Genomic DNA, 14651 nt, shown 5'->3' with positions numbered 1-14651 from the left:
CAGGGAAGAGGCAGGAGAGATCCAGGCCTTTGACACCATCCCGATACCCCCAGAGGGGAAGTTAATGAGACACCCAGATCCCAATTTTGGTTACCCATCGCTGTCGTTCGTAGAGCACGAGCGGATGCTGTCTCGACTCCATAACAAGTCAGGCAAGAACTTCATGCGCAAAGGGGCCTATGTCCTGGACACCCACATCGACGCCATCGGCTGGGATGAAGTTGTGTCGCGCATTGCATCCTGGGCCTCACAACACCAATCTCGCTATGTCACGCTGTGCAATGTGCATTCTGTCGTGACCGCCAGCCAGTGCGCTGACTTCAACAAGGTCATCAACCAGGCTGATCTGGCACTGCCTGACGGCGCTCCGGTCGCATGGTCCCTGCGCCGCGAAGGATTCCCTCAGCAAACCCGCATCAATGGCCCAGACCTGACCTGGCGCTACCTGGCTGTGGCCGAGAAAATTGGCCAGAGCGTGTTTTTCTACGGCAGCACCGACGAAACCCTCGCCAAACTGCAGGCCCGCATCAAGAAGAGCTTCCCCAAGCTGCGCATTGCAGGCATGGAGTCCCCCCCTTACCGCGAGCTGAGCGCAGAAGAAGACCAAGCCTACGTGGACCAGATCAACAAGTCTGGCGCCAATGTGGTATTCGTCGGCCTGGGTTGCCCCAAGCAAGAGGCATGGATGGCAGCTCACCGCGGGCGAATCCACGCCGTGATGCTGGGTGTCGGTGCCGCGTTTGACTATCATGCAGGCACCATTCAGCGTGCACCAACCTGGATGCAGAAGATGGGCCTGGAATGGTTCCACCGTCTGTGCGCCGAACCCAAGCGCCTGCTCAAGCGCTACGCGCAAACCAACAGCGTCTTCATCTACCGCACCGCCAAGAACATGCTGCTGGGAAGCCCGCCGCAACGCCAGGGCGACCCACGGTAAACGCCACCACACGGAATCAAGCGCCGCTGCATAGCGGCGTTTTTCATTGCCTCCCCCTCTTTGAGTGTGGCCCGCCTTACACGGACACCAGACATTCACGGGCGCCCGATACACTGGGCGCAAAGAGCCCACTCAAAGTCACACACCAACACCCATCCAGACAATGGACAAGAACTCCAAAATCTTCGTGGCAGGACACCGCGGCATGGTGGGCTCCGCCATCGTTCGGCGCTTGCAAGCCAATGGCTATACCCAGGTCATCACCCGCAGCCGTAGCGAGCTGGATTTGCTCAACCAGCAAGCCGTGCTTGATTTTCTGCAATCGGAAAAACCGGACTACATCTATATAGCTGCAGCCAAAGTTGGCGGCATTCAAGCCAATAACATTTACCGGGCCGATTTCATCTATCAAAATCTGATGATCGAAGCCAACTTGATTCATGGTGCCCACGTTGCAGGCGTCCAGAAACTCATGTTCCTTGGCTCCAGCTGCATCTACCCCAAGATGGCCCCGCAGCCCATGAGCGAAGATGCCTTGCTGACTGGCCTGCTGGAACCCACCAACGAACCCTACGCCATCGCCAAAATCGCCGGCATCAAGCTCTGCGAGGCCTACAACAGCCAATACCAGCGCCAGTACGTCAGCGTGATGCCGACCAATCTGTACGGCCCCAACGACAACTACGACCTCAACAACAGCCACGTGCTGCCTGCGCTGATCCGCAAGGCCCACGAGGCCAAGCAACGCGGCGACGAGGCTCTGGTGGTCTGGGGCACGGGCACGCCCATGCGCGAGTTTCTTTATGCAGACGACCTGGCTGATGCCTGTGTGTACCTGATGGAAAAGGGCTATGACGGCCCGCTCGTCAACATCGGCACCGGTACTGACGTCACCATCCGTGAATTGGCGGAAACCGTTCTGAAGGTCGTCGGCTTCAACGGCCAACTCACCTTTGACAGCAGCAAGCCTGACGGCACGCCACGCAAACTCATGAACGTCAGCCGACTGACCGCATTGGGCTGGCAAGCGCGCACATCGTTGACAGATGGCATTGCCCTGGCCTACAAGGACTTTCTGACTCGTCACGCCAACTGACGGCAAGCAAGACCGCCACCACCGCGCGCACAAAAACAGGTAGATGAGCAGCGAAACCCAACCGACACAGGCCCCTGGCTATCCTGATCTAGGCATCATCCTGGGCGGCCTGCTGTTGATGTACATCCCCACGTACATCCTGCTGGACAAGACCATCTGGAACATCGTGGGGCAAGGTCACGGCCCCGTGATGCTGGCGCTCACGATCTGGCTGGCCTGGCAGCGCTGGACGGGCTTCTGGGCTTTGCCAGATCGATCGTCACCTGTTGCTGGCGGGGTGTCGCTGGCACTGGGCCTGGCGCTCTACATCGTTGGTCACTCGCAAGACATTCTCTCGCTCGACACGCTCTCACAGATCTTTGTGCTGAGCGGCATCTGCCTGATCTACCGTGGTGGCGCGGGCCTCAAGGCCATGTGGTTCCCACTGTTCTTCATGCTCTTTCTGGTGCCCATCCCCGGCTCGATCGTCGACAAGGTCACGGGCCCGCTCAAAATGGCCGTCTCGTACGCGGCAGAGGCCATCCTCTATCACCTGAACTACCCGATCGGGCGCTCGGGCGTCACCCTGTCCATCGGCCCCTACCGGCTGCTCGTGGCAGATGCCTGCGCGGGCCTGAACTCCATCTTTGCACTGGAAGCGATCGGCGTTTTCTACATGAGCGTGGTGCAACATACCAACAAGATGCGCAACATTCTGCTGGCCACACTCATCATCCCCATCTCGTTTGTCTCTAACGTGACCCGCGTGATCGTGCTCGTGCTCGTCACCTACTACTTCGGGGATGAAGCCGGCCAGGGATTCATCCACAACTTTGCCGGGATACTGCTGTTCATGGTTGCCACGGCATTGACCATTGGCACAGATTCGCTCCTCGGCCTCATCGTGCGTGACAGACCCGCTTCGCCCAGGGTGCAAGGTTCATGACAAGCAGGTTTTCTTTCAGCGCCAAGGGGCTCATCATCGGGTTGACGCTGCTCGCTGCGGCTGTGGGCGCCCGCTTGCTCACCCCGACCTTGCACGGCATGGGTGATGTGCCTCTTCTTGAAACAACCCTGCCCAAAACGATTGGCGAATGGAAGCTGATCGAGACGGCGACGGTGCAAGTGGCCCTGAGCACCGACACCAGCATGGACCAGCCCTACAACCAGTCGGTCATGCGCAGCTACACCGATGACCAGGGCCATGTCGTCAACCTGGCTGTTGCCTGGGGCGAAAGGCAGCGCCAGGAAATCAAGATCCACCGCCCGGAGCTGTGCTATCCAGCCCAGGGCCTGCAAGTTCTGGATCTGACCGACACCACATTCCCCATCCGCAGCACCAATGGCACCAACGTCATTGGCAAACGCATGCTCACCCGCGACCACAATGGCCAGTTTGAAGTCGTGAGCTACTGGATCCGCATCGGCAGCGTCTACAGCGACAGCGCCTGGCAAACGCGCAAGCACATCTTCACCGAAGGCATGGCCGGCCGCATTCCCGACGGCGTGCTGGTGCGCGTTTCACAACGCGCAGCAGATCAAAGCCAGTTGGACACCATCTACAAGCGCCAGGAAAATTTCGCCCAGCAATTGGTCGCCCAGACCGAACCCCGCACACGCGAACTGTTGGTGCGCTGATAAATACCACGTGATACCCACGTGCCATGTATTGGCGGCTCGAATATCAGCGCGCACGGAAATTGCACCGTTCTATTGCAAACGAACGTGAACTTGGTCACATCTACGCCCGAGCCCAGGTGGGCGCCAACCCTCTGGATGTAGGATACGATCGCCCACAGTTCATGATGGACGGCTGCTGCATTTCCTGAAAATGGAACAAATGTCACAAAGCTGGATCCGAGGTGAATATTCACGCCAGATCGGCCACTGAAAAGCCGATAAACCTTCACAGAAGACCCTATCCCGAGCTTATGACGTACAACCAGTTCATCGAGATATTGAAGGCGCGCTGGCGAACCATTGCGATCTGGATTGGTGCATTGCTGGCACTGGCGATCGCAATCAACCTCTTCCTGCCCAAAAAGTACACGGCCACGGCCTCCGTGCTGATCAACATGACCAGCATGGATCCGGTTGAAGGCTTTGCGCCCCCCGTGAACATGGCCATGGGCACCAGCTACATGTCCACCCAGATCGACATCATCAACAGCGAGCAAGTAGCCCGCCGCGTGGTTCGACTGCTGAAGCTGGATCAGAACACTGCGCTGCAGGAACAATGGCAGGACGACACCGAAGGCCATGGCAACTTCGAAGCCTGGGCGGCCAAGACCATCCAACGCAAGCTGGACGTTCGCCCCTCCAAGGACTCCAACGTCGTCAACATCAACTACAGCTCGGCAGACCCCAAATTCTCCGAAGTGATGGCCAACACATTCGCCAGTGTCTACATCCAGACCAGCGTTGACCTCAAAACCGCGCCGGCCAAGCAATACAACAGCTTCTTCGATGCGCGAGCCAAAGAACTGAAGCAACAAGTTGAAGTGGCTCAAGCCCGCCTGTCGGATTTCGAACGGGAACACGGCATGGTGGTCTCCGACGAACGCCTGGACGTCGAAAACGGCCGGCTCAACAACCTGGCCGCCAACCTGGTGCAGGCCCAGGGCTATTCAGCTGAATCGAACAGCCGTCAATACGCTGCCAGTAAGAACTCGGATCAACTGCAAGACGTGCTGACCAATCCGGTGATCGCCGCACTCAAAACCGACCTGTCTCGCCAGGAAGCACGCCTCAACGAGCTGAGCGCCAAGCTGGGTGATGCCCACCCGGATTTGAAGCAACTGCGCGCCAACATCAGCGAAACCCGACACAAGATCGACCAGGAAGTGGCCCGCGTGTCAGGCAGCACCCGCGTCACCAACGTCATCAACAAGGCCCGTGAAGGCGAAATCGCCACCGCCTACGAGGCCCAGCGCCAAAAGCTGCTGCGCATCAAGCAAGACCGCGACACCGCCTCCATCCTCACGAAAGACGTGGAAGCAGCGCAACGCGCCTACGATGCCATCCAGGCTCGCCTCAGCCAAGCCAACCTCACCTCCCAGGCCAACCAGACCAACGTCAGCCTGCTGACCCCAGCCGTCGAGCCGGACAAGCCCTCCTCACCCATGCCTGTGGTGAACGTGCTGGCAGCCATCGTGCTGGGCTCCATGCTCGGTTGCGGCGGTGCGGTGCTCAAAGAGCGTGGCGACCCACGCATCCGCACGCTGCAAGACATCACCCACGACATGCAACTGACCCTGCTGGGCGCCATGCCGGATGCCAGCGCCAATACCAAGCCGCGCCGCTGGCTTCCCCGCAAAGCCTCCAGCGATGACGCCGTGGCCAACCGCTTGCTCGCATCCGCTGCCAAAACCAGTCGCCCAGCCCTGCCCTCCAAATAAGGCACCCACCCATGTCTGGCAACAGCGCTAACAACAACCCGTCCACCAACAACGACCAATCGATCGGTGACATCCTGCGCTCGGCCCACAACCTGTCGGCCGAACAAGTGCAGTCCATCCTGGACTACCAACAGCGCAAGAAGGTCCGCTTCGGTGAGGCCGCCGTGGCCCTGGGCATTCTCAAACGCGACGAAGTCATCTGGGCCTTGTCGCAGCAATTCAGCTACCCCTATCCACAGGGCGATACCACCCAGCCGCTCGCGCCAGAGCTGATCACCGCCACGGCCCCGTTCTCTGAAGAAGCCGAGTTCTTTCGCGACATCCGCAGCCAGTTGATCAGCAACACCTTCACTGGCGACATCCCCGCCACGCTGGCGGTGACCAGCCCCGATGTGGGCGACGGCAAATCCTACTTCGCCGCCAATCTGGCCATCGTGTTTGCCCAACTGGGCGTACGCACCTTGCTGGTCGATGCCGACATGCGCACCCCCGTGCAGCACCAGTTGTTTCGCATCGAGAACACGGCCGGTCTATCGGGCATCCTTTCCGGGCGCGCCGAACCCAATGTGATCCGCCCCTGCCCAGCCCTGCCATCGCTGTACATCCTGCCTGTCGGCGTGACGCCACCCAACCCCATCGAACTGCTGGAGCGCCCCCTGTTCGGCATGCTGCTCAAAGAGCTGTCCGCCAAGTTTGACTATGTGATCGTGGACACCCCCGCGATCTCGCATGGCTCAGACGGGCTGATTGCCGCCTCGCGCGCCGGCGCCACGATCACCATCGTGCGTACAGGCGAAACACGCAAGCCCGCGCTAGACAAAATGATCGGTCGGATTGAAAACAGCCCCACCAAATTCGCTGGCGTGATCGTCAACGAACACTGAACCTGACACACAAGCCCATGTAGGGCCCAAACTGGTTTGGCGGGCACATGTCCGCCAATCTCGTTTCTGACGCGCCCATTGAATCGCCCGATTGCACTCGCTGGCTCACTAGCAGTACCTTGAACCCTGCCTGCAAAACATGAAGATTCTGTTCCTCAACTGTTTCTACTGGCCCGATCTGGCAGGTGGCGCCGAACGCTCCGTCAAAAGGCTTGCAGACCTGCACGTCAAAGCCGGCCATGAGGTGAGCGTGCTCACCACCCACGCCGGCCCTGGCATCAAGCAAGATGACGTGGATGGCGCCAGGATCTACCGCCTGCCACCCAACAACGTGTACTGGGCGAAACAAGCCGACCAACCTTCGAGCTGGAAGCGGATGATGTGGCACGGCCTGGACAGCTACAACATGCTGAGCTTCCAGCAAGCACGCAAGCTCATGCAGGACATCCGCCCTGACGTGATCAGTAGCCAGAACCTGCCCGGCCTGTCTGTCAGCGCCTGGTCTGCCGCGCACAGCCTGGGCATCCCGGTGATCCAGGTATTGCGGGACTACTACACCATCTGCCCGCGCACCACCATGTACCGCGACGGGCACAACTGTGAAACCATCTGCCAATCCTGCAGCGTGTTCCGCCTGCCCCATGCACGCCTGTCAGGCCGGCTATCGGCCGTCGTAGGCTGCAGCAAGGCCGTGCTCGACAAGCACCTGCAGTTCGGCATGTACACGGATGTGCCCATCCAGCGCGTGATCTACAACGCCGAGGCCATTCAAGCCAAGGCCACCCGCCAAACATCGGAAGAAGGCCCCTTCACGTTCGGCTACATCGGATCTTTGACCGAAGTGAAAGGCATTCCTCAGATGCTGAGGGCCTTCCAACAAGCGCAAAGTCAGACCCGAAGGCCATTGCGCATGGTTGTGGCGGGATCAGGCCCCGAAAGCTATGTCAGGCAGTTGAAGTCAGATTTTTCCAGCCCCGACATCGAGTTCATCGGGCATTCCGCGCCCGAGGCACTTTTCTTGCGTTCAGACGCCACCATCGTGGCATCTGTCTGGGATGACCCATTGCCCGGCGTCACATTCCAGGCGCTCGCGCATGGCGTACCCGTGATCGGCACGCAACGCGGAGGCATCCCGGAAATGGTGAGCGATGCGAACAATGGCTTGCTGTACAACCCCGATCAGGCAGATGGCTTGCTTCAAGCCATGATTCGCGTGGTCAACGAGCCGGGCCTGCACACCAGGCTTGCAGCCAATACAGTGCCATCGGCTGCGCCGTTTCTGAGCGAAGAACGGCTGTTCAGCGACTACATGTCGCTCTACGGTGAAGTACTAAGAAGATAACAAGAAAGACCAGGGATCATGATCAGTTCGAGAAAGTTGAAACTTCTCTACGCCAATGCGATGTACTCCCCAGACATTGGCGGGGGAGCAGAGATCATGGTCAAGACCATGGCTGAGGGCATGAAGGCGCGCGGCCATGACGTCCAGGTGCTGACCACGCATGCAGGCGAAGCTGACCGTGTTGACGAAGTAGAAGGCCTACCCGTTCACCGCCTGAAGTTGCGCAATCTATACTGGCCCCATACCACCGAGCAGCCCAACCCCTTGCTCAAGGCGGCATGGCATGCCATAGATTGCGTCAACCCACTGATGGCTGGCCCAATTAGAGACAAATTGAAGGCCATTCGCCCTGACGTGCTGATTTCAAACAACCTGCCAGGTTTCAGCATCAGTCTGTGGCGAGAAGCGCGTGCACTCCATATCCCGATCATCCAGGTTCTGCACGACTACTATTTGATTTGCCCTAGAGCCACTCTTTTCAAAGAGGGCCATCCGTGCCAGAAACAATGCACCAATTGCCGAGCCTTCCGGCTACCGCACAAAAGTGCCTCCAACTTGGTGACCTCTGTGGTGGGTGCCAGCCTGTCCATTTTGGACACCCACCTTGCACATGGTTTATTTGCAAAAAGCCCTGTCAAACAAGCCATCTACAACGCTCGCCCCTTACCCGAGCCAGAGCCCCCCACTCGTACCGCACCCCAAGATCAAATCGTATTTGGCTTCATCGGTTCGCTAACTGAAGTCAAGGGTGTCAGGGAGTTAATTCTGGCATTCAAGAAGCTGATTGGCATCCATCAGAACTGCAAGCTTTTGATTGCAGGCGGCGGTAAATCAGATTACGTCGAGGAATTGCGCACACTGGCCTCAACACCCTTGATTGAGTTTCTTGGCAAGGTCAATGCCATAGATTTCTTCAAGAAAATAGACTACTGCGTGGTGCCTTCTATCTGGCACGACCCATTCCCGGGCGTTGTTTATGAAGCCATCAGCCAGAATGTACCTGTGATCGGAAGTGGCCGGGGCGGTATGGCCGAGATCATCGTCGACAAGGTCAACGGGCTGCTGTTCAATCCCGACAATCCAGAATCATTGGCTCATACGCTGGCGATGGCCATCCACCTGGCAAAGGCACCAGACGCTATGCGATTAAGAAATATTCGCGCGACCGTCAGCCCCATGTTGAACGAGGCGCGCATGCTTCAGGATTACGAGCACGTCATCGATCTAACGCTGAATAACGCAGCGCGCCACAGCCCCGACGAATTGCTTCACCCGGGTGGATAAATTTGGATGAACGTCAACACAAGAATCAAGGTACCTACATTCCCATGCATGGTTTGCAGAATTCAGACGAGCAAGAGCGTCTTGACTGCGTTGCCTGATGAATGCCTCACTCGAACCTGAAGCCCCATGGTGGAACATCTCGTTTCTGACGCACACGTAAAAAGCGGATGGCTAACCAAAAGCCATGTTCGCATGGTCGAGGAGCCGGGCCTGCGCACCAGGCTTGCGGACACCATGGGTGTGCCGGTTCTGAGTGAAGAACGGCTGTTCAGTGACCACATATCGCTCTACAGTGAAGTGCTAAGAGATAACAAGAAAGATCAGGAATCATGATTCAAATGTCACGTAGCACCCACCCGGTATACCCAAGATCAATGACCGAGCCTAGGCCATGAACAGGAAAATACGATCTATCCCGAGAGGCCGGCACCAAGCGTCCATGCCCAAGGTAGAAAAACATCCACTGATCTTTGGATGCTTTGCGTACTACCTGATGAGCCTCGCATTCGAGGGGCCATTTCGATTCATCCTTAGCGCAGCGCATCTCGAAACACTCGTCTACGCGCGCGACTTGCTTGCTCTACTTACAGTTCTGTACTACATCGCCTCAAAAGCGACCAGCAGAGGCAATCTACTTAAACCGGTTGTTATAGCGTTTTATGCGCTATTAATGCATGCCGTGCTATCCCTATGGATCTCCGTCCCCCTTGGGTCTGTCCTATTCTCGATAAAAGTCTTCATGGCCGTACTATATGGGATGGCCGTATCAGAATACCTCACACACCACAAAGATCAGCTGCTAACCTTATTCAAAATAATATTTGTATTTAGCGTAGCCGGGGTTTTATTAAATCGCCTTTACGGGATATTCCCTTGGGAAGGCGAAGCCTTTGAGTCAGCCTTCGGATCCATTCAAACAACAAAGGTATGGTGGGCGGACGGCGAGCGCAGGCTACCCGGATTCAGCCGTGCATCATACTCAGCAGCAATGGCAATTGGATTGTCAGGCGGCTTATTGATGGCCGTAACAAAATTACGCGCCATTCGTCTCGTTGCATATATATTTGGACTCATCACCATATATATGACAACCAGCAAAGGCATGGTAGCCGCTTACGCGCTTTGCGGCCTCTGGTTGATCATATTCAATGATTCACCTGAGTCTCAGCGCCTAGGCCTGAAGATTGTGTTTGTGCTCGTGATCTTGAGCATCCTTATTCCAGTCACGTCGGCCTTATACGGTGGAAATCCCTCTGAAATCAGAAAGGCTCCGCCGCTGTTATCTTCGTTTTGGGATCGCATCACTGAGTCTTGGCCTCAAACCTTCAATCAGCTTGAAAAGAACTATGGCTACCTTCTGGGGAAGGGGTTGGGTGGCGTAGGAATTGCCATCAAAATGGGGGCAAACAACACCAACCAGTTCATCCCGATCGACAACATATTCTGGTATGCGTACAGCGTATTCGGCGCAGTGTCTATATATTATTTCTATTACGCAGTACGCCACATATTCAAATCCCCGGAAGAAAGCAAGGCCGTAGCTCGCCCCATGATCGCCACTACCATCATTATGGTTGGCTACGGCCTGACATCCGTGATGTTCGAAGACGTCTTCTTTTCCATCATCTTTGGTGTACTGATCACCTGGCCACAGCAAGAAACCACGAAAAACCACCATGCTGCAGTCAATTAGATCCCTTCGTGGCGTAGCGGCGCTACTCGTCGTCATTTATCACGCATGTGAATATGCAAGGACTCACGGACACGCCGACATGGCAAATACGTTTTTGTTCGGTGCGTTCGGTGTTGATTTGTTTTTTGTCATCAGCGGATACGTCATGCTGCTGGCTCTCGAAAAAATTATCACATCCCCCCAATCCGCTTCGCACCTAACAATCGACTTTCTTGCTAGAAGATTGATTCGAATTGCCCCCATCTACTGGATCGGAACTGTATTCCTCTACACCATTTATGCCATCCAACCAGAGAAGTTCAAGGCATTTTCCGCAACATTTGAAATGTTTGCGAGATCCATGCTCTTCCTTCCGATAGACCGGGGGGCGGGCAAATCCACGATCAGCCCTATATTAAGCCAGGGATGGACCCTGTACCATGAATTCTTCTTTTACGCTGTCCTCTCCACGCTTCTTGCGTTCAATATAAGGCAGAAATTAAAATATGCCACTCCGGCACTGGTTGCCGCCATCACAATTCTCGGATGCATTTTAATTACTGACACTCGACAACCGTGGATAGAACTCATTACATCCCCCATTAATATGGAATTCAGTTTGGGCTGCATTGTCTACACTCTTAGACGCCCAAAAGGTTCCGCACTTGCGCTGATTACTGCCGCTTCATCATGCGCAGTCGCGATGGTATTCCTTCAACTCGCCCCCGAACTATCGAAAGTTCGCGATGCAACGAGAACCATTTACTGGGGAATGCCGGCCGCACTCATTTTTTACGCAGCGATTTGCCTTGAACGCCAAATAGCACTATTTAGCGACAAATTCAATAAATTTGCAGGCGACCCCTCGTATTCAATATATATTTTTCACGGCCTGATATTTTCAGGCCTGGATATTTTCATCAAGAAAACTGGCATCAACGGAAATTCCACAGCTTTTGTGGCGATGCTGACCCTAGGGGCAGCCGTTATCAGCAACTTCATTTACAGAGCTATCGAAATGCCATTGACCAGAAAATTGAACTCAATTTGGTCACTGGAATTCAATGTGCGACCGGCAAGATGAAACAAATCTCAAAATCCGATTCAGACCGCCTATCTGCCATCCGCTTTCCACTGATAGTTGGCGTTGTATACATTCATAACTATGACGTTTTCACAAATACCAAAAACGTTGCAACGGGCACCGCGTGGCAAGAAGCCTTCGCTTATTTCTCCATCCACTTGATGGCACAAGGGATTGCGCGCCTGGCCGTCCCTATTTTCTTCATCATCTCAGGCTACTTCCTCTTTCTTGGATTCAAGCCCAACCAGCAAAGCTATCTGATTGAGATAAAAAAGAGAATCAAAACCCTTTTTGTTCCATTCGTTTTCTGGAATACCCTTGTCCTGGCGTTTACTATCGCCGTACAACTTAGTTCATCTGGAAGCCAGTTGTTCTCTGGACGATTCAAGTCACCTCTGGAATTCACGCCATATGAATACTTAGATGCAATATTGGGATTGCAGCGAAAACCCATTGCATATCACTTTTGGTTCATTCGAGACTTGATTGTTTTATGCATAGCAAGCCCGGCAATCTACTTCATCGTCAAGAAAGCAGGCGGGTATTTTATTGCCGCAATATTCTGCTTCTGGCTTTTTGATTTCTGGCCCCAAACAACACTATCACTGGATGGCATCCTCTTCTTCTCTGTTGGATGCTGGGTAGCACTCAGGCAGAAAAGTCTTTTTGCATTGGATATGCATGCACCATTTTGGGCGGGGGCCTATCTTCTGACACTCGGTGTCAGCACGACCATTGGCGAACATGACCTTCAAGGTCGATTTATACACAACCTAGGCATTGCACTTGGCATTCCACTTGCCCTATATGCAAGCGGCCTTGCGTGTAAAAGCGAATCAATTCGAACAAAACTGATTCAATTGGCGCCCGCTAGCTTTTTTGTATATGCCGCTCACGATCCAGCGATTGGATTATTCAGGAAAATTGCACTTAAAACGCTTGGCACGCCCAACCACCTTACAGTTGCGGTGCTGTACTTTTTCATACCAGCCGTACTTATCGTCCTTCTGACCTTCATGTACAAGGGACTTAATCGTGCACTGCCAAAATTCACTAGCTTGATAACAGGCGGCAGATAATCCTTATTAATCGCGAACTGACTCAGCGGCAATGTAACGCCATACGGTCTAGGTCTCCAGCCTCGAAAGAGAAAAGCAGATTCTGCGCAAACCCTATCTCAAGCCGAGGGGCGTCACCTGCTGAGTACTCTTCCCCGACTTGAATCGAGCAGGTAAATACCCTCTATCGGGGATCACAAACAACGCACGGTGGATTCATGCCGGATCGTTTCAGGCGAAAGAACAACTCGCCCCCAGCCAAAATGACGCAGCAGCTTCAACAATCGTCATCAAAGCTACTTCGTTGTATCGGTTTGTATCGACTAGGGCAAGCGTGACTTATGCATTCGTGAAATGCATGCAAAATCCGTAACCTGACAGCATCGAGACCTAACACCTTCAGGCCCCCCACATGATTCGCCCGAGCTGTAGTACCCATCCAACCACGACACAGACTGACTCCTGGCTGCCAACTGCCATTCGCGCACAGCAGGTGACATCGCTCGTGGCTGCCTTGATGGCGGCAGGCCTTGTGGCCGCTTGTGGCGGTGGCGGTGGCGGCGGTGGCGGGAGCGATCCCGGGGCCACGTCTTCCGGCAACGGCAGCCTGTCGCAAGCCGAGGCGCAAACGGCTGTCACGCCCCCAAACTCATCCACCGCAGACGACACCACTGGCTATACCGGCTCGACGGGCTCTGCTCCAGGTTCAAGTGATGCCGCTGCCAACAGCGTCCTGGTCGATCCAGCCGCTGTGCAAGGCAGCGCCTCCGCACCCGACACGGGCAGCAGCGCGCCTGTAGCCGATTCGCTTGCCTCTGTGGCAACAGCGCAGGCTGTGCAAGTCAGCAGCACCCCCACGATTGACCCCGGCCCGTACTGGTCACAGGTCAGCAGCCAGTTGGTTGCCGGCTTTGATCTGGCAGGCACGGATGCCGTCAGCAACTGGACCTTCTACAACGGCGCGGAATTCCCCGGTGCGACGGGGAGCCTGAGCGAATCCACAGGCATCTCCGGCAAAGCGGGCAAGCTGACCTACAACTTCAGTTGCGGTGGCGCTTACTGGACGGCAACGGCCGGCCGCCAATGCGGCAAATATGTGTCGATGAATTTGCCCAAGGTCCCTTCGACCTTGACCTTCGATTCAACCGACGTGCCCACCATTGCCTTCGATGTGCGAAACCTGCAGGCAACCGCATCGCCAACGCTGCGCGTGGTTGACAGCACGGGTCAGACGCTGCAATTCAAAGGCTTGACGGCGCGCTCACTTGAAAATGCAAACGGCGCAAATTGGCAGCGCGTGCAAGTGCCTGTCAGCAATTCCGCTTCATTCTGGGGCGGCGCAGCTGATGGCGTGCTGCACTTGCCGATCAAGCAAACTGCGGTGCTGGCAGGCAATGTAGCGCTTGCCACGCCGCCCGGCGATCTGGAAGTTGACAACGTTGCCTACCTGAAGTCGCCCGAAACGGCGTTTGACTTGAAGGCCAACGCACCGCTGTCGAGCATCACCTACCCCAGCAGCTATCTGGGCCGCATGGGGGTGGTTTGGCGCGCTCGCTACGGCTATGCGGCGCTGGACAAAGCCGTCGCAGCCGGCCTGACCCTGGTCCGCATGGATCTGCAGTGGGAAGCCGTTGAAATCAATGGCAAGTGGGACTTCACGTACTACAGCAACATCGCCACCGAACTGGCCAAGCGCAACGTCAAGATCCTATGGATCCTGGACTATGGCCACAAGGACCACGGCGGCTCCACCACCCCGCCGGTCACAACAGCCAACCAAGCTGCCTATGCGGAATTTGCCCGGCGTGCTGCCCTGACGTTCAAGGGCCGCAACGTGGTGGGCTTTGAAATCTGGAACGAGCCAAACTGGCAACCGTTCTGGCCCAATCCCAACCCGGTTGACTACGGCAATTTGCT

12 protein-coding genes and 1 pseudogene are annotated in these 14651 nt (G+C 55.7%); all 13 read left to right on the top strand.

Going from position 1 to position 14651, the window contains the following annotated elements; translation table 11 throughout:
• The first annotated feature begins 124 nt into the window (after positions 1–124).
• Complete coding sequence (locus EPO09_RS20900) at positions 125–937, top strand: WecB/TagA/CpsF family glycosyltransferase (RefSeq protein WP_290646308.1); 813 nt, start codon at positions 125–127, stop codon at positions 935–937.
• Positions 938–1100: 163 nt separating this feature from the next.
• Positions 1101–2033: a GDP-L-fucose synthase gene (locus tag EPO09_RS20895; protein ID WP_290646306.1), complete on the top strand. Its 933-nt coding sequence runs from the start codon at positions 1101–1103 to the stop codon at positions 2031–2033.
• 43 nt (positions 2034–2076) lie between these two features.
• Positions 2077–2958 carry an exosortase B gene (gene xrtB, locus EPO09_RS20890; RefSeq protein WP_290646304.1) on the top strand — a complete coding sequence of 294 codons (882 nt, stop codon included), beginning with the start codon at positions 2077–2079 and terminating at the stop codon, positions 2956–2958.
• Positions 2955–3650 carry an exosortase C-terminal domain/associated protein EpsI gene (locus tag EPO09_RS20885; RefSeq protein ID WP_290646302.1) on the top strand — a complete coding sequence of 232 codons (696 nt, stop codon included), beginning with the start codon at positions 2955–2957 and terminating at the stop codon, positions 3648–3650. The genes xrtB and EPO09_RS20885 overlap by 4 nt, the downstream gene beginning before the upstream one ends.
• Positions 3651–3943: 293 nt before the next feature.
• Positions 3944–5410: a chain length determinant protein EpsF gene (epsF, locus tag EPO09_RS20880; protein ID WP_290646300.1), complete on the top strand. Its 1467-nt coding sequence runs from the start codon at positions 3944–3946 to the stop codon at positions 5408–5410.
• Positions 5411–5421: 11 nt separating this feature from the next.
• The gene (locus tag EPO09_RS20875; RefSeq protein ID WP_290646298.1) at positions 5422–6294 is read left to right on the top strand and encodes a polysaccharide biosynthesis tyrosine autokinase; all 873 of its coding nucleotides are present in this window, start codon (positions 5422–5424) and stop codon (positions 6292–6294) included.
• A 139-nt stretch (positions 6295–6433) separates the two neighbouring features.
• Positions 6434–7636 carry a glycosyltransferase family 4 protein gene (locus EPO09_RS20870; RefSeq protein WP_290646296.1) on the top strand — a complete coding sequence of 401 codons (1203 nt, stop codon included), beginning with the start codon at positions 6434–6436 and terminating at the stop codon, positions 7634–7636.
• Positions 7637–7654: 18 nt separating this feature from the next.
• Positions 7655–8920: a glycosyltransferase family 4 protein gene (locus tag EPO09_RS20865; RefSeq protein ID WP_290646294.1), complete on the top strand. Its 1266-nt coding sequence runs from the start codon at positions 7655–7657 to the stop codon at positions 8918–8920.
• 126 nt (positions 8921–9046) lie between these two features.
• A complete protein-coding gene (locus tag EPO09_RS20860; RefSeq protein WP_290646292.1) occupies positions 9047–9253 on the top strand; it encodes a hypothetical protein in 207 nt (68 codons plus the stop codon).
• Positions 9254–9359: 106 nt separating this feature from the next.
• Entirely contained in the window at positions 9360–10613 is a 1254-nt protein-coding gene (locus EPO09_RS20855; RefSeq protein WP_290646290.1) for a hypothetical protein, read from the top strand.
• Positions 10597–11676: an acyltransferase gene (locus tag EPO09_RS20850; RefSeq protein ID WP_290646288.1), complete on the top strand. Its 1080-nt coding sequence runs from the start codon at positions 10597–10599 to the stop codon at positions 11674–11676. The genes EPO09_RS20855 and EPO09_RS20850 overlap by 17 nt, the downstream gene beginning before the upstream one ends.
• Positions 11673–12755, top strand: coding sequence for an acyltransferase (locus EPO09_RS20845; RefSeq protein WP_290646286.1), 1083 nt, complete (start codon positions 11673–11675; stop codon positions 12753–12755). The genes EPO09_RS20850 and EPO09_RS20845 overlap by 4 nt, the downstream gene beginning before the upstream one ends.
• 472 nt (positions 12756–13227) lie before the next feature.
• Positions 13228–14651: pseudogene (locus EPO09_RS20840) on the top strand (hypothetical protein); the annotation flags it as partial.

Origin of the sequence: Aquabacterium sp., from assembly GCF_004297345.1 — a bacterium.
Classification (GTDB): Bacteria; Pseudomonadota; Gammaproteobacteria; order Burkholderiales; family Burkholderiaceae_C; genus Aquabacterium.
This window is presented reverse-complemented; position numbering and strand designations above follow the sequence as displayed.